General features: G+C 63.7%; 12 protein-coding genes. 1 reads left to right on the top strand and 11 read right to left on the bottom strand.

What is annotated here, in order from left to right:
* Positions 1 to 27: 27 nt before the first annotated feature.
* The 5 genes from CLU93_RS13560 to CLU93_RS13540 form a co-directional block, all read right to left on the bottom strand.
* Positions 28 to 1500, bottom strand: coding sequence for an amino acid permease (locus tag CLU93_RS13560; RefSeq protein WP_099761875.1), 1473 nt, complete (start codon positions 1498 to 1500; stop codon positions 28 to 30).
* A 293-nt stretch (positions 1501 to 1793) separates the two neighbouring features.
* Positions 1794 to 3224 carry an amino acid permease gene (locus CLU93_RS13555; RefSeq protein ID WP_099761874.1) on the bottom strand — a complete coding sequence of 477 codons (1431 nt, stop codon included), beginning with the start codon at positions 3222 to 3224 and terminating at the stop codon, positions 1794 to 1796.
* Positions 3225 to 3339: 115 nt separating this feature from the next.
* The gene (locus tag CLU93_RS13550) at positions 3340 to 3798 is read right to left on the bottom strand and encodes a RidA family protein (RefSeq protein ID WP_070254760.1); all 459 of its coding nucleotides are present in this window, start codon (positions 3796 to 3798) and stop codon (positions 3340 to 3342) included.
* A gap of 254 nt (positions 3799 to 4052) precedes the next feature.
* On the bottom strand, positions 4053 to 5636 hold the full coding sequence (locus tag CLU93_RS13545; RefSeq protein WP_099761873.1) for an ATP-binding cassette domain-containing protein: 1584 nt from the start codon (positions 5634 to 5636) through the stop codon (positions 4053 to 4055).
* Between the two features lie 153 nt (positions 5637 to 5789).
* A complete protein-coding gene (locus CLU93_RS13540) occupies positions 5790 to 6902 on the bottom strand; it encodes an NADH:flavin oxidoreductase/NADH oxidase (protein ID WP_099761872.1) in 1113 nt (370 codons plus the stop codon).
* A gap of 161 nt (positions 6903 to 7063) precedes the next feature.
* On the opposite strand from CLU93_RS13540, the gene CLU93_RS13535 reads away from it, so the two are divergent.
* Positions 7064 to 7612: a glycine zipper 2TM domain-containing protein gene (locus CLU93_RS13535; RefSeq protein ID WP_099761871.1), complete on the top strand. Its 549-nt coding sequence runs from the start codon at positions 7064 to 7066 to the stop codon at positions 7610 to 7612.
* Here the strand turns inward: CLU93_RS13535 and CLU93_RS13530 are convergent.
* The 6 genes from CLU93_RS13530 to astA form a co-directional block, all read right to left on the bottom strand.
* On the bottom strand, positions 7609 to 8118 hold the full coding sequence (locus CLU93_RS13530; protein WP_099761870.1) for a DUF1993 domain-containing protein: 510 nt from the start codon (positions 8116 to 8118) through the stop codon (positions 7609 to 7611). The two genes, CLU93_RS13535 and CLU93_RS13530, sit on opposite strands and share 4 nt — an antisense overlap.
* Before the next feature lie 136 nt (positions 8119 to 8254).
* Positions 8255 to 9274, bottom strand: a complete 1020-nt coding sequence (locus tag CLU93_RS13525; RefSeq protein WP_099761869.1) for a succinylglutamate desuccinylase — start codon at positions 9272 to 9274, stop codon at positions 8255 to 8257.
* Positions 9274 to 13989, bottom strand: coding sequence for an NAD-glutamate dehydrogenase domain-containing protein (locus CLU93_RS13520; protein ID WP_099761868.1), 4716 nt, complete (start codon positions 13987 to 13989; stop codon positions 9274 to 9276). The genes CLU93_RS13525 and CLU93_RS13520 overlap by 1 nt, the downstream gene beginning before the upstream one ends.
* 153 nt (positions 13990 to 14142) lie before the next feature.
* On the bottom strand, positions 14143 to 15483 hold the full coding sequence (astB, locus tag CLU93_RS13515) for an N-succinylarginine dihydrolase (RefSeq protein WP_099761867.1): 1341 nt from the start codon (positions 15481 to 15483) through the stop codon (positions 14143 to 14145).
* A gap of 9 nt (positions 15484 to 15492) precedes the next feature.
* A complete protein-coding gene (gene astD / locus CLU93_RS13510) occupies positions 15493 to 16974 on the bottom strand; it encodes a succinylglutamate-semialdehyde dehydrogenase (protein ID WP_099761866.1) in 1482 nt (493 codons plus the stop codon).
* Positions 16967 to 18019, bottom strand: coding sequence for an arginine N-succinyltransferase (astA, locus tag CLU93_RS13505; RefSeq protein WP_099761865.1), 1053 nt, complete (start codon positions 18017 to 18019; stop codon positions 16967 to 16969). The genes astD and astA overlap by 8 nt, the downstream gene beginning before the upstream one ends.

The following is an 18019-nucleotide window of genomic DNA, read 5'->3' as shown; positions in this document are numbered from 1 at the left end:
CGGCGGTTTTGGCTGGAACAGGCTGCATTAGCGGGCCTTCTTGCCCAGGTGCGAATGCCGCATGCTGTACAGGAAGTAAATGGCCACCGTTACCGCCATCCACACGCTGAACACGACAAACGTCGTATGCGGCAAATCGCGCATGATGTACAGGCACGCCAGGATGCTCATGCCGGGAATCACATACGGGCCGAACGGCACGCTGAAGCCTTCGATGCGGTTGGCGCCCTGCTTGTGGCGCAGCACGGGCACGGCAACCGAGACGACCATGAAGGCGGTCAGGGTGCCGATGCTGACCATGTCCCACAAATAAGTGGCATCGATGGAGCCGGCCACCACGGCCACCACCAGGCAGACGATGATGGTATTGCTGACTGGCACCAGCGTGCGCGGGTGGATCTTCTGGAACGACTTCGGGATCAGGCCGTCGCGGCTGACGGCAAACAGGATACGCGTCTGGCCGTAAATCGTCACCAGGGTCACGCTGAAGACGGAAATGACGGCGCCGGCCGACAGCACGAGGGCGGGCCAGGTCTTGCCCGTGACGTTTTGCAGGATCACCGCCAGGCCCGCTTCCTGGCCTTCGAACAATTTTGCCTGTTGCGCACCGAGCGCGGCCACGGCCACCAGCAGGTAAAACACGGTGACGATAAGCAAGGCACCGAGGATGCCGCGCGGCACATTGCGCGTGGGATTTTTCACTTCGTCGCCTGCGGTGGCCACCGTATCGAGGCCGATGAAGGAGAAGAACACGGTGCCGGCCGCGGCGGTGACGCCCGTCATGCCGGCAAAGCCCTTGCTATTGTCAGTATTAAAGAAGGGGAAAAAGTTGTCGGCATTGAATCCGGAAAACGCGATGACGACAAAAAACACCAGGATCGCCAGCTTGATGATGACCATGATGGCATTCATCAGGGCCGATTCCTTGGCGCCGCGCAGCAGCAAGAAGCCGCACATGCAGATCAAAAAGATCGGCGGCAGGTTGATGTGGCCGGCATGAAACTCCATGCCATGCGGGCCAGAAACGATCATCGGCGTGCGCAGCATCTCGGGAATGTGCCAGCCGAAGGCATTTTCCAGGAAGTTGTTCAGGTAGGACGACCAGCCGATGGCCACGGCACTGCCCGCCAACCCGTATTCGAGCAGCAAGCAGGCGGCCATGATGAAGGCAAGAAACTCACCCACGGTGGCGTAGGCAAACGAATACGAGGAGCCGGAGGCGGGAATGCGGAACGACAGCTCCGCGTAGCACAAGGCCGTCAAGCCGGCCGTGATGGCGGCGATCAGGAAAGACAGGACGACCGAAGGGCCCGCCTTGGGGACGGCTTCGACCATGGTAAAGAAAATGCCCGTGCCGATGGTGGCGCCGACGCCGATCATGGTGAGGGAAAACAGGCCGATGGACCGGCTCAAGCCGCTGCTGCTGAGGCCTTCACCATAGTCGACCGTGGTATCGATCGGCTTGGTGCGGCAAAGTTTCTGGACCAGGGTTTGGCTCACTAGCATTCCTTTATGAGGCATACGTATTTTCGTACGACGGGTAAAAAGACTTGAAACGGCGCTCCGGCCCTACCTGGCAAAAAACCGGAAAGATCGCGTCCATTTTCAAAACTAAGCGATTATAGGGCTTTCATCGGCTCAGCTAAACAGAACTTTGATGCAAGGAAACAACGCCAGGCGTGCGCCAGTAAAGTCGCAGGAGTGCTGGCGAAGAAGAAATTGCTTGTATGAAAGAAAAAGCGCGCCGCTGCAGGAGCAGGGGCGCGCTTTTGACTCAGCTCAACTACGCTGGCTTACTTCTTGACGTGTGGCGCATCGGCCGGTGGCCAGCCTGCTTCGTAGCCTTGCGGCACGTCGTCGCGGCGGTCTTTCGGCGCCAGACCCAGCACGTAGTACAGCACCGTCAGCAGGATCAGCCAGGCTGGTCCGACCATCAGGGCGATGCGCGTATCAGGGAAATACGCCATCAGGCCGATCACCAGCGCCAGGAAGGCCAGCGAAATCCAGGAACCGTACGGTGCGAACGGCATGCGGAAGGCCAGGTTCTTGATTTCCAGCGGCGTCAAGGTCTTGCGGAACTGGATCTGCGTGACCAGGATCACGCCCCAGGTCCAGACGGCGCCGAAGGTAGAAATCGAGGTGACCCAGATAAACACTTTTTCCGGCACCAGGTAGTTCAGCAGCACGCCCAGCAACAGCGCGAAGACGGACACCAGGATGGCGCGGCGCGGCACGCCGCTGGCCGTGGTTTCCGCAAACGCCTTCGGCGCCTGGCCTTGCAGCGCCAGGTTGTACAGCATGCGACCGGTGCTGAAGATGCCGCCATTGCACGACGACAAGGCCGCCGTCAGCACGACGAAGTTGATGATGCCGGCGGCCGTCTTGATGCCCAGGCGTTCGAACGTCATCACAAAGGGACTGCCGGTGGTGCCGATTTCATTCCATGGGTAAATCGACAGGATGACGAACAGCGCGCCGACATAGAAAATCAGGATGCGCCAGAACACCGAATTGATAGCGTCCGGAATCGATTTCTTCGGGTTGGCCGCTTCGCCGGCCGTCAGGCCGATCATTTCCACGCCCAGATAGGCAAACATCACCATCTGCAGCGACATCAGCACGCCTTGCGCGCCATTCGGGAAGAAACCGCCATGCGTCCACAGGTTCGAGATGCCGATGGCCACGCCATCGTTGCCCAGACCGAAGACGATCATGCCCGTGCCGCCGATGATCATCAGGATGATGGTGACCACCTTGATCAGGGCGAACCAGAATTCAAACTCGCCGTAAGCTTTCACGGCCAGCAGGTTGATCGCGCCCATGGAGCCCAAGGCCGCCAGGGCCCAGATCCAGCGCGGCACGTCGGGGAACCAGATGCCCATGTAGATGGCGACGGCGGTAATTTCCGCCACACAGGTGACGAGCCACAGGAACCAGTAGTTCCAGCCCGTCAGATAGCCTTGCAGGGGACCCAGGTAATCCTGGGCATAGCGGCTGAAAGAACCGGCCACGGGATTGTGCACGGCCATTTCGCCCAGCGCGCGCATGATCATGAAGATGACCGCGCCACCGATGATGTACGACAGCATGATGCCGGGACCGGCCATCTTGATGGCGTTGCCGGAACCCAAAAAGAGGCCCACGCCAATCGCGGCGCCCAGCGCCATCAGGCGGATTTGCCGCTCGCCCAGGCCGCGGTGCAAGCCTTGTTCACTCGTTTTCATTACGTGTCTCCGTTTTTTTCTTGAATACACCGATCCCTGCCTCCAATGGCGGTTCCGCTCTTGCTGGAAAGGAGGAAACGGTGCGCCGGCGACAAGCGCCGGCATGTGCAGATGATCAGGCCAGTTCGGCGATCAGTTCGATCTCGACGCAAGCACCCAGCGGGATTTGCGCCACGCCGAAGGCCGAGCGGGCATGCTTGCCGCTGTCGCCGAAGACTTCGACGAACAGTTCCGAGGCGCCATTGGTCACCAGGTGCTGTTCCGTGAAGGTGGAGGTGGAATTGACCAGGCTCATGACCTTGACGATGCGTTTGACCTTGTTCAAGTCGCCGCCACAGGCGTCTTGCAAGGTGGCGATCAGTTCGATGGCGATGCCGCGCGCAGCGATCTTGCCTTCTTCCGTGGTGACGTCCTTGCCTAGTTGTCCAACCCAGACCTTGCCATCCTTCTTGGCCAGGTGGCCGGACAGGAAGACGGTATTGCCCGTGCGGGCATGCATCACGTAGGCAGCAGCTGGCGCGGCAACGACTGGCAGTTCAATGTTGAGGGCTTTGAGTTTTTCGTAAAACGACATGCTATTTCTCCAAGAAAACAATATAAGCGAAACCAAAATTCATGCACGGCAGGGCACGGAGGAGGACGCCCTGGCAGCGCGGTAGTGACCGACAACAGTGCCAGATTAAACGTCATCATATTGGTGAACGAGCAGTTTTAGTTCACAAATAGGCCCGGTTATTCAGTGGATTATACCGACAATCAAACAAAATTCAGCATTGGTTCATGAAGCATGCTCTACAGGCATCGAGCGTGACTTTTTTCATTAAATTGTCACTTGTGCAATGTCAAGCCCTCCGGGTCAAGGTTTATGGCCTTTAGAAATGCCTGGTCGTGCGAAACCACAAGTAACGCCCCCTGAAATTGCAGCAGCATCTGCTCGAGCGCCTGCAGGCTGGCCAGGTCCAGATGATTGTCGGGTTCATCGAGCAACAGCAGTTGCGGCGGCGCCTGCGCATACAGTTCGGCCGCCAGCGCCACCTTCATGCGCTCGCCGCCGCTGAGCAAACGGCTGGGCATGGTGGCGCGCGCGCCGGCAATGCCCAGCAGCGCCAGCCGCGTGCGCAGCTCGCCTTCCGGCACAACGCTGTTGCGTGCTTGCAAGCGCTGCACGGCGCTCCGCTCGCCTTCCCGCAGGCCCGCGTGCTGATCCAGCCAGGCCACCTGCGCATGGCAGCGCAGCGCGCCGCTGGCCGGTGCCAGCTGTCCGGCGATCACGCGCAGCAGGGTCGACTTGCCGCTGCCATTGTCGCCCGTCACGGCCAGGCGGCGCGGCCCGCTGAGTACCAGGTTGATCGCGTGCGCCTGGCCATGCGGCAAGACCACATCGCGCAATTCCAGCAGCAATTTGCCATTCGGCACCAGGCTCTCGGGCGCCAGCAGCAGCCGTTCGACCTCGGGCGCACAGCGCGCGCTGGCGTCCATCACCCTTTGCTGGCGCGCCTGCTGCGCCTCTTGCGCGCGCAGGCGCAGCTTGCCCTGGCTATCCTGGCTTTTCTCCTTGCGCGCGTCGAGCAGCAGCTTGCTTTGATTGCCTTCGCGGCCATCCCGTTCACCACGCACCACCCTTTTCTGCTGGCGTTCGGCCTGCTGCTGCGCCTCGCGCTGTTCGCGTCTGGCACCGGCCTTTTCCGCTAGCAGGGCGGCAACGTAGCCGGCCTGCTCCAGTTCCCGCTGCTGCGCATACCAGGCGTAATTGCCGCCATAGCTGCGCAAGCCCTGCGGCGACAGCTCGACGATGGCATCGACGTGCTGCAGCAAGGCGCGGTCATGGCTGATCAACAGCAAGCCGCCGGGCCAGCGCGCCATCTGCGCCACCAGGCGGGCGCGCTGCTGAGCATCAAGGTGGTTGCTCGGTTCATCGAGCACCAGCCAGTCCGCCTGCGACAGCCAGGCACCCTGCAAGGCGATGCGCTGGCGTTCGCCACCGCTGAGGCGACTCGTCGGCGTGTCGGCATCGACATGGCCTAAATCGAGCGCATCGAGCGCCTGGCGCAAACGGGCGTGGGCATCCCAGCGCTCGCCCACCAGGGCGTAGTCGACCTCGTCGATGCTGCCGGCGGCGATGCGTGCCAGCGCGGCCAGCACCTCCTGCATGCCGGCGAGCGCCGCCACGCTGGGGTAGCGTTGCGGATCGAGCTCCTGCGCCACGTAATGCACGCTGCCGTCGCAGCGCACGGCGCCAGAAGACGGCTGCGCCTGGCCCGCCAGCAGGCGCGCCAGCACGCTCTTGCCCACGCCGTTATCGCCGACGAGGCCGATACGTTGCGGGGCAAAGGCAAATTGCAAATCAGAAAACAGGGTGCGTCCATCGGGCAGCACAAAGGAAAGACGGTCGAGTTGTAGTAATGCAGGCATGGATACTCCTTGAGCAAGGCTGGCGAACCCGCGCGGCGCAATGCTGCGCTGGCGGGAAGGGCGAGGCCGTGCACAGCACGGCAGTATCAATGGCGCATGTCGAAGCGTCCTGGAGAAATGGGGAAGAAGCGTCAGTGTAGCAGAGCAGGTCTCTTAGCGCTGGCCCAGGGTGGTGTCGCCGAACAGGTTCTTGTACTCGCGCGGCTGCGAGCGCCAGTACTGCGGTGGCGCCGACACTTGCGCACCCAGCTGGGCCGCCGCATGCCAGGGCCAGCGCGGGTCGAACAGGATGGCGCGCGCCAGCGCCACCATGTCGGACTGGCCATTGGCGATGATATCTTCCGCCTGCTGCGCTTCCGTGATCAAGCCCACGCTAATCGTAGGCAAGCCGCTGTCGCGCTTGATGCGTTCGGCAAACGCCACCTGGTAACCCGGTCCCACAGGAATCTGCTGCTGTGGCGAAATGCCGCCACTGGAGACGTGGATGAAATCGGCGCCCAGTTGCTTGAGTTCCTGCGCAAAGCGCACGCTTTGCTCGATTTCCCAGCCGCCCTCGACCCAGTCGGTGGCGGAAAGGCGCACGCCCACGGCCACCGTGGCCGGCACGGCGGCGCGCACGGCTTCATAGATTTCCAGCGGAAAGCGCATGCGGTTGTCCAGGCTGCCGCCATACGCATCGGTGCGGTGATTCGACAGGGGCGACAGGAACTGGTGCAGCAGATAGCCGTGCGCCGCGTGCAGTTCGATGCCCTCAATACCGAGCGCATGCACGCGCTGGGCGGCCGCGACAAAGGCGCCCTTGATTTGCAACAAGCCCATCTCGTCGAGGGCGAGCGGCACCGTTTCGCCCGGTGCGTGGGCAATGGCGGACGGCGCCACCGTTTGCCAGCCGCCGTCGGCCAGGTGCACGCAGGCGCCGCCGTCCCATGGCGCGCGGCTCGACGCCTTGCGTCCCGCGTGGCCCAGTTGCACCACCAATGGAATCGGAGAATGATGGCGGATCGCCTGCACCACCTTGGCCAGCGCCGTTTGATTCGCATCCGACCACAGGCCCAGGTCATCGGCCGAGATGCGTCCCTCGGGCGAGACGGCCGTCGCTTCCGTCATCAGCAAGCCCGCGCCGGACAGGGCCAGGTGGCCCAGGTGGATCATGTGCCAGTCGGTGGCGTTGCCATTGTCGGCCGAGTACTGGCACATGGGCGCAATGGCGATGCGGTTGGCCACCTGCAGCGGCCCCAGTGCATACGGCGTGAATAGCTGGCTCATGGCGGACTTTCGGAAAGGGGGAAGCACCGATTCTACTGCGCTTTGGACAGCAGGGCTTACACCTGCTTACGTTTGATACAGCGCAAGGGCTAGCCTTGGGCAGGCGCGGCCGCTAATCTGGACACATCAATAACACCGGCAATACCACCCCAGGAGAACACATGAACACGACGACCACCGCCAGCCGCATCCACCCCTTGATGGCCGGCGCCGCCATTTCCGTGACGGTCCTGTGCCTGGTCGGCGCGGCGTCCATCGCCGGCATCCTGCCCAATTCGCGGGCGAATGTGCCGGCCGCAGCGGCCGCACCTGCCGACGTGGCGGCCCTGGCAGCGCCTGTGGCCGCACCGGTTGCCGCGCCCGTCGTCGCACAAGCTGCCCCGGCGCCAGCCCCAGCACCCGTCGTGCACAAGCGCGTCGTGCACCACACGCCAGTGGCACAGGCGCGTCCTGCCTACAATAACAACAACGATGGCTACCGCGACACGGCCTACCGCGAACCGGTGCGCCAGCAGCAGCCAGTGCCTGCGCCGGCACCGGCACAACCGAACTACGTGGGCATCGGCACGGGTGCCGTTATCGGCGGCTTGATCGGCAATCAGGTCGGTGGCGGCCGCGGCAAGGCGCTGGCGACGGTGGCCGGCGTGATCGGCGGCGGCATGCTGGGCAATGCGGTGCAGAACCAGGTTGAGCAGCAACCGCAACGTTAATCGTAAGGTCCCAGATAGTCGAGCTTGCCCACGGCCACGCCATTGTTTCTGAGAATGGCGTGGACCATGGAGACGTGAAAATAGAAGTTCGGCAAGGCAAAGCCGAGCAGGTAATCGTCGCCCGAGAATTTCTTGCCCTCGTCTGTCCAGTTCAGCACGACTTCCTTCTGCGCGCTGCCAGCCATCTGGCCCGCGTTGACGCTGTCGATGTAGGCGATGGTGTTGGCGATGCGCTCTTGCAGCTGCTCGAACGACGCTTCGTTATCCTCGAACTTCGGCGCCGGCACGCCGCTCAGGCGCTCGACCGACATCTTCGACGTATCGCTGGCGCGCTGCACCTGCGCCGTCAAGTCCAGCATGTCGGGCGCCAGCTGCGCGCCCAGTAAAATCTCGGGCACGATGCCATCTTCCTCCACGTGCGCTTGCGCTTTTTCCAGCAGGGCCGAAACGACCCGCAAGCCGCGGATGAAGACGGGAATGGTTGCCTGATACATAGACACGGACATGGCGAACTCCTGATAGTGAACGATGAGCCAGTGTACCCGAGGCGCCGCCTGCGGGTGCGCACCGAACGCCAGGCAAAAAAATGGCGCCAAACGGGTTTCCCCGGCTGGCGCCAAATGCTGTGTGAAGGCTGGACGATCAGGCCACGCGCACCACCATCAAGCCGGCGCGCAAGCCCACGCGCACGTCCGGGTTCGGGAATACCACCAGCTCTTCTGCGTGCCGCACCGTGTAGACGTGCTCGCCATCGCTGGCGATCACGGCGTGCTGCGGCAGCGACGTAAAGTTTTGCGTGCTGCGGTCAAACGCCATGCGGAATTCATCGCTGTGCTTGATGATTTCCTGCGCCACCTTGAACACGTGCGGTTGCGCCTTGACGGGCTGCGCAGGCAGCCCACGCAGCAAGCCATCGAGCGCCCGCGACACGTCGTCGAACAGCGATAAATCGTTCTGCCCCAGAGTGCCCACGCGGCCCAGCTCCACCGTGCTGGCGGCCGCACCGCAATGTTCGGCCGAATAATAACTATACGTGCCGGCCGACTGCGGGTTCATGATGATGGCGCCGATGGCCGCCTGGCCCAGCCAGGCTATCAGCTGCGCCTTGGCGTCGTCGGCCACCAGGTCCGGCACGATGGCAAACGTGGGGTACACGGAAGGCCGGATGGCCGTGTGCAAATCCAGGTGCCAGCGCACGGGACCGGCCGCTGCAAAGAACGCTGTTGTCGCAGCGATCATTTCATCGGCGCGCGCGCTTTCCGCCGCTTGCGCCAAACTCCCCCGCACGGGGCGGAACATGCGATTCAGGTCGGCGTCGATGAAACGCTTGCCGGCCCGGATCGCATCGACATTGCCCACACAGACGAGCAGGTCGACGGCCAGCATCGACGCATCGCGCGACAGCGCGTCGAGCAGATGCGCCAGCACTTCGATCGGCCCCGTCTCATCGCCATGCACGCCCACCGAGACGGCCACGCTGGCGCGCCCCGCATCGGCTTGCGGCTTGACGACTTGCAGCATGCCCGGCGCCGGCAAGGCCACCGTGAAACCGGCGTTGGCAAACAACTGCGCCACGCCGCTGAAATCGGCCTGCGCCAGCGCCTGCACGGCTGGCGGCAAGCCGCCAGCGCCCGGTCCAACTTGTCGTACTGCTTGCGTCATTACACCGCCGCTTCCACTGTCACTTTATTCACAGCCTCGGAGAGCGTCCACACGTCCAGCATGGCTTGCTCCAGTTCCGTCGCCGCCACATACGCCGACAAGCCCAGCGCGCCCGTCACCGCATCGACGGCCTGGCCCGCATTGCCTTGCCCGGCACGCGCCAGCACCTGCGTCAGCAGACGCTGTTGCGTGCGGCGCAGCGCTTGCTGCGCGTAGTTGCGCAACTGTTCCTGCGATTTGCCTTGCGCGGCCAGCTTCAGGCCACGCTCCAGCGTATCGATGCCCGCCTGGCTGCGCAGGGCCAGGCCCACTTGCAGGAAGGCCGCCAGGTCCATCGCCGCAGGACGCGGCACGGACAGGGCCGGGAACAGGAAGCCGGCGACGACTTCCAGCGCGTCGACCGCATCCCACGCTTGCACGAAGGCCGGCGTCAAACCCGGCACCAGCGCCGCTTCGGACTTGATGCCAACGGCTTGCAGCAGTTCGCGCTTCGATTCCGCACCAAACAAACGCGTCAGTTCGGCCAGGCCGGCGCCACGCAATTGCTCGGCCGGCACGGACAAGACGCCCGCGATCATGGTCTGCTGCAGCACGCGCGTTTGCGCGTCGACCTTGATCGACACGGCACGCGGAATCGTCAAGGCATCCGCATCGAGCGCGTCGAAGACGGGCGCCAGATTCAGCGCCACCCAGGCCTGGCCCCAGGCCAGGATCACGGCCGACTCGTCCACGCCATGTTCTGCCGCCAGGTTGCGGATCATCAGCGGGCCGCAGCGGTTGATCACTTCATTGGCCAGCACGGTCGCCAGGATAGCGTTGGCCAGCGGGTGGTCGAGCGCCGAACGGGTTTCCACCAGCAGCGACGGGAAGTACGGTTTCAAGACCGGTTCGGCCCAGGTTTCATCCGTCAACGGCAGCGCGGACAAGATGCGCTTGAAGCGGTTCTTCACGTTGGCGATCACCACCGCCAGTTCCGGCGTGGTCAGGCCACGGTTATCCAGCTTGCGGCGCGCCAGTTCGGCCACCGAAGGCAGTTGCTCCAGCTCGCGCGACAGGGCACCCTCTTCTTCCAGGCTGGCGATCAGCGCGGCATAGCCATCCTGCACCGCGCTTTCGCTTTGCGCCTGCAACTCGCGCAACAGCAAATGCGTCTGCTGCGTGTTGTCGCGCAAGACCAGGCGCTCGACGTCGTCCGTCATCGCATACAGCTCGCGATTGCGTTCCGCTTCCGTCAGCTTGCCCGCATTGACTTCCACGTCCAGCCAGATTTTCACGTTCACTTCATGGTCCGAGCAATCCACGCCGGCCGAATTGTCGATCGCATCGGTGAAGATGCGCCCACCCGTCAGCGCGAACTCGATGCGGCCTGCCTGCGTCGCACCCAGGTTGCCGCCTTCGGCCACCACTTTCACGCGCAGCTCATTGCCGCTGACGCGGATATGGTCGTTGGCGCGGTCCTTCACCTGGGCGTGCGTCTCGGTCGATGCCTTGATATAGGTGCCGATGCCGCCGTTGTAGAACAGATCCACCGGCGACTTCAGGATGCGGTGCATCAGTTCTTCCGGCGCCAGCGAGGTTTCCGCGATATCGAGCGCGGCGCGGATTTGCGGCGACAGCTCGATGGTGCGCGCGGAACGCGGATACACGCCGCCGCCTGCCGAGATCAATTCCTTGTTGTAGTCGTCCCACGAAGAGCGCGGCAAGGCGAACAGGCGCGCGCGTTCGTCGAACGAGACGGCGACGTCCGGTGTCGGGTCGAGGAAGATGTGGCGGTGGTCGAATGCGGCCACCAGTTTCAGCTGGCGCGACAGCAATACGCCGTTACCGAACACGTCGCCGGACATGTCGCCCACGCCGACCATGGTGATCGGCGTGGTGTTCAAGTCGTGGTCCATTTCATAGAAGTGGCGCTTCACGGCTTCGAATGCGCCCTTGGCCGTGATGCCCAGCTTCTTGTGGTCATAACCGTTCGAGCCGCCCGAGGCGAACGCGTCGCCGAGCCAGAAACCGCGCTGCACGGCGATGCCGTTGGCGATGTCCGAGAACGTGGCCGTGCCCTTGTCGGCGGCGACCACCAGGTAAGGATCGGCTTCATCGAAGCAGACGGTATCGACCGGCGGCACGATATTGCCCAGCGAACGGTTGTCCGTCACTTCCAGCAGGCTGGAAATGAACAGGCGATACACGGCTTCGCCTTCGGCCGCGATGGTTTCGCGCACGGCGTCCTTCGGCATCATCTTGCAGACAAAACCGCCCTTCGCGCCGGCCGGCACGATGACGGCGTTTTTGACCATCTGGGCTTTCACCAGGCCCAGCACTTCGGTGCGGTAGTCTTCCATGCGGTCGGACCAGCGCAAGCCGCCACGGGCGACAGGGCCGCCGCGCAGGTGCACGCCTTCAAAGCGGCGCGAGAAGACAAAAATCTCGCGGTAAGGACGCGGTTCCGGCACCAGCGCCAGGCTGCTGGTGTCGAACTTGAAGATGATCTTGTCGCCGGCTTGATTGTTCTGGAAATAGCTGGTGCGCAGGGTGGCGGCCATCAGGTCGGCCAGCGCACCGAGAATTTCCTCGGTATCGGCGTGGTTCACGGATGGCAGGCCGGCCTTGATGGTGGCGATCGCCTCCAGGGCGGCCGCGTGCTGCGCGTCGGACAGCGCGGGATCGAAGCGTTGCAGGAAGGCGTCAACCAGGGCTTTCACGTGGGCCGGCTGCTTGCGCAGGCTTTCGGCAATGTAGCGCACCGAGAAGCGGCTGCCCGTCTGGCGCCAGTAGCTGGTGTAGGCGCGCACCAGCTGCACTTCGCGCGTCGACAAACCGCCTTCGATGACCAGGCCATTCAGGCGGCCATCTTCAGCTTCATCATTGAACAGGGCAGCAAACAGTTCCTGCGCCACGGCGACGACGGATGGCTGTGCCAGTTTCGCCGCGCTGGCGGCATCGACCGTCAGGCTGGTGACGAAATAGCGCGTGCCGTCCGGTGGCGAAATCGAGAAGGCCTGCTCGCGGTCGATGGCCACGCCCGCATTGTGCAGGGCCGGCAGGATGGCCGACAGCGGCGGCACCTTGTTGGCCGAATGCAGGCGGATGGTGGTGACGGCACCCGTCTCGATGCGCACGGCCACATGCGATGGGTCGGTGTTGCGCAGGATGGTGTCGAGATCGCGGAAGGCGACGGCCGGCGCGGTGGCGGCAACGTAATCGAGCGGCAAGGTGGCACAGAGTTTGCGCAGGCTGGTGCGCAGGGCCACGTCGGGCACGGCGTCGGCCACGGCGGCAAAGCCGTTATGCCAGCCATCGAGCACGCTAAGGAGCGGCTGTTCGATATCCGTTTCCAGGTCCAGCGGGTAACGGGCGGCATGCGCGATCAGGTAGACGCGCGCCAGGGGACCGTCGGCCACCAGGGTTTGCGTGCTCACGTGCGTGGCGCCGGAACTGGCTTGCAGGGCTTTTGCCAGGCTCGATGCCACGCTGGCGCTGTAGCGCTCGCGCGGCAGGTAGACCAGCACGTTCAGGTGGCGCGCGTACACGTCGCGGCGCGCAAAGACCTTGGTGCGCGGCTGCTTGTACAGCGACACGACGGCGCCGCACACTTGCGCCAGCCAGTCGAGATCCGCTTCCAGCGCTTCGGTGCGCGGCAGGGATTCGAGGATTTCGCGGAATTTCTCGGCGCGGAAGCCTTGCTGGCGTACGCCGGCCAGGCTCAGTACCTTGGCCACGCGGCCGCGCGCAAACGGCAGCGCCGCCAGCGGGGTGGAATTGCCGGCGCGGGTGAACAGGCCGACAAAGCAATGCTCGCCCAGGATCGCGCCTTGCGCATCCATGTCGCGCACGCCGATGAAATCGAGCTGCTGGTCGCGGTGCAAAGTGCCCGCCACGTCGGCCTTGACGATGGACAGCGCCGATTCGCGCTTGGCCAGGGTGTCGAAGTCGCCGGGAATATTCGCCAGGCAGGTGCTGTAGACGGGGTGGGCCGTATCCTGCAGCACGCCGACGCGGCTCGGGATGTCGCGTTCGAGTTCGCGCACGCCCGGCTTGACGCGGTAGTACGCATAGCCGAACACTTCAAAGCCGCCGCTGCGGGCCCATTCCAGGAAGGCGGCGACTTCCGCGCCTTCTTCGCCATGCTGGACAGCAGCCACGGCGACGGAGGCCAGGCGCTCGCCCATGGCGGCAGCATCGCGGCGCACGACGGCGGCGTCACGCGCGACCATCTCCAGGGCGGCGACCAGCGCAGCCAGGGCTTCCGGCGCCAGCTCTTCGTCGAGCAGTACCAGCACATACGATTCGAGCGGGTCGCCAGGCTGGCGCACCGCTTCGACGCTGCCGTCAGCGGCGCGGCGCACGGGCAACACGGTGTTCATCACGCCGCGCACGGCCAGGTGCTGGCGGCGCATGGCCATGACGATGGAGTCGACCAGGTAAGGCATGTCTTCGTTCAGGATCAGCAAGGCGCTCGCCATGCCGCCACGGCCATCCGCATAACGCAGGGTGGCGATTTGGCAGCCGCTGCCGGTGCGCTTGGCCGCTTGCGTAAAACCGTCGACCAGCACGGGCGCCAGGCTGTCGGGCGCGATATCGGCCAGGTCTTCGGCGTCGAGCGAGTCGAGCCATGCCTGCACCAGTTGTACGACAGGCGCTGCCGCCTTGTTCGCATTGCCGGCCGCGTTAATCAGCTCCAGCGTTTGTGTGCGCAAATCTTGTGGCGTGTGATTCATCTTGCATCTCCATTACGGTAATGTGAATGTCCAACGCTGTCGTTCGGGCTTGTGGCTGGGCGGCAGCGGTGTCAAGAGACGGGGGTCGCCCGTCCAATTCTGTCTGTGTTGCGGATAGTCTGTCTCGGATTTTTTCTGTGTTTTTTCTATCGCCTACAAGTCGTACAATCCAGGTAAGTTGAGGATGATCGTCAATTCTTCAAGCGCCGCATGCACTTCCAGCGCCAGCTGCGGGTCAGCCAGGTCGCCCGGCTCCAGATGGTCGCGGTAGTGCTTCTCCACCCACTGCACCAGCCGATGGTACAGCGTTTCCGTCATGATCACGCCCTGGTGCATGGCGCGCGCTTCGGTTTGCGTCAGGGCCACGCGCAAACGCAGGCAGGCGGGCCCGCCGCCGTTGCGCATGCTCTGGCGCAGGTCGAAATGAATCAGTTCATCGATGGGTCCACCGCTGGCCACCAGGCCTTCCAGGTAGCGCGACACAGCGCGGTTTTCCTGGCACTCTTGCGGTATCACCAGCGCCATCTTGCCGCCCTCTTTCGTCAGCAACTGGCTGTTGAACAGATAGCTGGTCACCGCATCCTGGATCGGTACCTGGCCCGTGTCCACGCGCAGAGCATCCAGTTGCGCACCGGTGGCGGCGACGGCGCGGTGCAGCTGCGACAGGCTCGCCTCTTCATCGGCAAACGCCTGCTCGTGATAGAACAGCACATTGCCATTGCCGACGGCGATGACGTCGTTATGGAACACGCCCTGGTCGATCACCTCGGGATTCTGCTGCACGTACACGGTGCGTTTTGCATCGAGGCCATGCAGGCGCGCCACGGCTTGCGACGCTTCCAGGGTCTGGCGCGCCGGATAGCGCTTCGGCGACGGCGCGGAAGGATCGAACTCCACCCGGCCATACACGAACAACTCCACCGATGGCGCGCCGTGGCTGGCGCCCAAACGTGTGTGGTTGGCCGCGCCCTCGTCGCCAAAGGCGGGCGTGGACGGCAGCGCGTCGTGCACGGCAAAGTGTTTTTCGTCACTGAAGATGGCGCGCAAGCTGCGCGCCGACTGCGCGTGCTCGAAGGCGCGGTGCAGCTTGTTATTCAGGTTGGCGGCCGTAAAATGCACGCGGCCATCCTGCGTGTCGGCCGACGGGCTGACCGTGGCGGCGTTCGCCGTCCACATGGGCGAGGCCGAATAGGCGCAGGCCAGAATCACAGGGGATTCCTTGCAGGCGCGCGCCAGCACCTCGGCGTCCGTGCCCGTGAAACCGATACTGCGCAGCAGGCGGAAATTGGGCCGGTCCTGCGGCGGCAGCAAGGCTTGCGCAAAGCCGCGCGCGGCCAGCGCACGCATCTTGGCCAGACCCTGCAAGGCGGCCTGCTTCGGATTCGAAGCGCTTTTCACATTGCTGAACGAGGCCACATTGCCGAACGACAGGCCGGCATAGTTATGCGATGGCCCGACCAGGCCGTCAAAATTGTATTCGCGCGTGCTGTGCATGGGAACTCCTTAAAAATTCAGGCCGGGCGACAGCTTGGCCGGCATTTCCAGCGCGCTGTTTTCGATCGAGGCGACCGGGTAGGCGCAGTAATCGGCCGCGTAATAGGCGCTCGGACGGTGGTTGCCCGACTTGCCGATGCCGCCGAACGGCGCCGTGCTGGCCGCGCCCGTGGTCGGGCGGTTCCAGTTGATGATGCCGGCGCGCGCGCGCGTTTGAAACAGCTGCCACAGCGCCGCATCGTCGGACAGGAGCGCGGCGGCCAGGCCGAATTCGGTGGCGTTGGCAGCCTTCAGGGCAGCGTTGAAATCGGCCACGCGGATCACTTGCAGCAGTGGACCGAACCACTCTTCGTCGGGGATGCCGACAGCGTTGGTAACGTCGACGATGCCGGCCGTCACAAAACCCGCCGCGGGGTTCAACTGGCGCATCTGCAGCAGGGTGGTGCCGCCCTTGGCAACCATGTCCGCCTGCGCCTGTACCAGGCGCGCGGCCACGGCGCTCGACACGACAGGCCCCATGAAAGGCTGCGGCTGCGCGTCGGACGCGCCGATGCCCAGTTTCGCCGCCACTTCCACCAGACGCGCCACAAACGCTGCGCCGGCGGCGTTATCTTGCACTACCAGACGGCGCGCGCAGGTGCAGCGCTGGCCGGCCGACACAAAAGCGGAGAAGATCGCGTGGTGCACGGCGGCGTCGACATCCTGCACATCCCATACGACCAGGGCATTGTTGCCACCCATTTCCAGCGCCAGCATCTTGCCCGGCTGACCGCCGAACTGGCGGTGCAGGCTGATGCCCGTCTGGCACGAACCCGTAAACAGCACGCCGTCGAGGTGCGCATTCGCGCCCAGGGCCACGCCCGTGTCGCGCCCGCCGTTGACGAGGTTGACGACGCCATTCGGCAAGCCGGCCTGCTGCCACAGCTGCACGGTTTTGATGGCAGTGCGCGGCGCATATTCGCTGGGTTTGAAAACGATGGTGTTACCGGCGATCAGGGCTGGCACGATGTGGCCATTCGGCAGGTGACCAGGGAAATTGTACGGGCCAAAGACGCCGAACACGCCATGCGGGCGGTGGCGCAGCACGGCGTCGCCATCGGCGATCTTGCTTTGCGTGATGCCCGTGCGCGCGTGGTAGGACTGCACCGAGATATCGATCTTGTTGGCCATGGTGGCCACTTCCGTGCGCGACTCCCACAAGGGTTTACCCACTTCTTCCGAGATCAGCAGCGCCAGCGCTTCCGCATGCTCCTTCAGCAGTTCGCGAAAGCGCACGCAGATGGCGATGCGTTCTTCGACGGGCGTATCGGCCCACGCTTCAAAGGCGGCGCGGGCGGCCTGGCAAGCCTCTTCGACCTGCGTTGGCGTCGCTTCCAGGCTGGCCCAGGTTTGCTTGCCGTTCGACGGGTCGATGGTCAGCAGTTCACGGCCCGTGCCTGGCAGCCAGGCGCCGTTGATGAAGTTCGATTGCATGGTATTCACATTAGACATGGGGATGCTTCCTCGGGTTGAGTGACAAGGTACGCACGGTGTCGCCGTGATGGCAACGCAGCAGGTGCAATTCATCGTCATCGAGCGCGATCTTGCCGCTATGCGGATTGGCGCTGGTGACGATCATGCGGAAATCTTTCAAGTCGGTGTTCGACACCAGGTAAGGCTCGGCCTGGGCGAGGTCGCCGCACACTTCAGGCGCGGCCTCTGCGTCGAGTATGGCCGGCATGCTGTCGCGCATGGCGCGCAGTTCTGACACGCGCGCCTGCAGCACGGGACCAGCGTCGAAAATGTCGACATAACCTTCGAAGTGCAAGCCTTCCTGTTCCAGCAGGCGGCGCGCGGGCGCCGTGCTCAGATGCACCTTGCCGATGACTTCCTGCGCTTCGTCGGGCAGGTAGGCCACGTACATGGGCTGGCGCGGCATCAGTTCGGCGATGAAGGATTTTTTGCCCAGGCTCGTCAAGTCGTCGACGTGGTGGAAATCCATCTTGAAGAAGTGGCGGCCCAGGCCTTCATAGAACGGCGAGCTGCCGTCCGGCGCCTGGTAGCCGCGCATTTCGGCGATCAGCTTTTCTGTGAACAGGTGCGGGAACTGGGCGATGAACAGGAAGCGGCTTTTCGACAGCAACTTGCCGTTGTTGCCGCTGCGGTAATCGGGGTGCAAAAACAGCGAGCACAGCTCCGTGCTGCCCGTCAGGTCATTCGACAGGTACAGCGTTTCCATGCGCGTAAACACGTCGAGCTCGCGGCTCGAATGCACGAGGGTGCCGATGCGATAGTTATAGAACGGCTCTTCCAGGCCCACGGCGCCCTTGATGGCGCACACGCCGGCCAGGCGGCCCGTATCCGTATCCTCCATGACGAACATGTAGTCGCGCTTTTCGGGCGCGATGGTTTCGGCGAACGAGGCGCAGGCAATGGCCAGGCGGTCGCCCAGCATTTTCATGTCCGGCTTGAGGGTGGTCATGCCGGTGCCGACCTGGCTGGCCAAGCCGTACAGGGCGTCCAGGTCAGAAGCGTTGATGGCGCGTACTACTAGCAT

Origin of the sequence: Janthinobacterium sp. 35, from assembly GCF_002754575.1 — a bacterium.
In the GTDB taxonomy this organism is placed as follows: Bacteria; Pseudomonadota; Gammaproteobacteria; order Burkholderiales; family Burkholderiaceae_D; genus Janthinobacterium; species Janthinobacterium tructae.
Note: the sequence above shows the minus strand (reverse complement) of the source record. Positions and strands in the feature narration are given on the sequence as shown.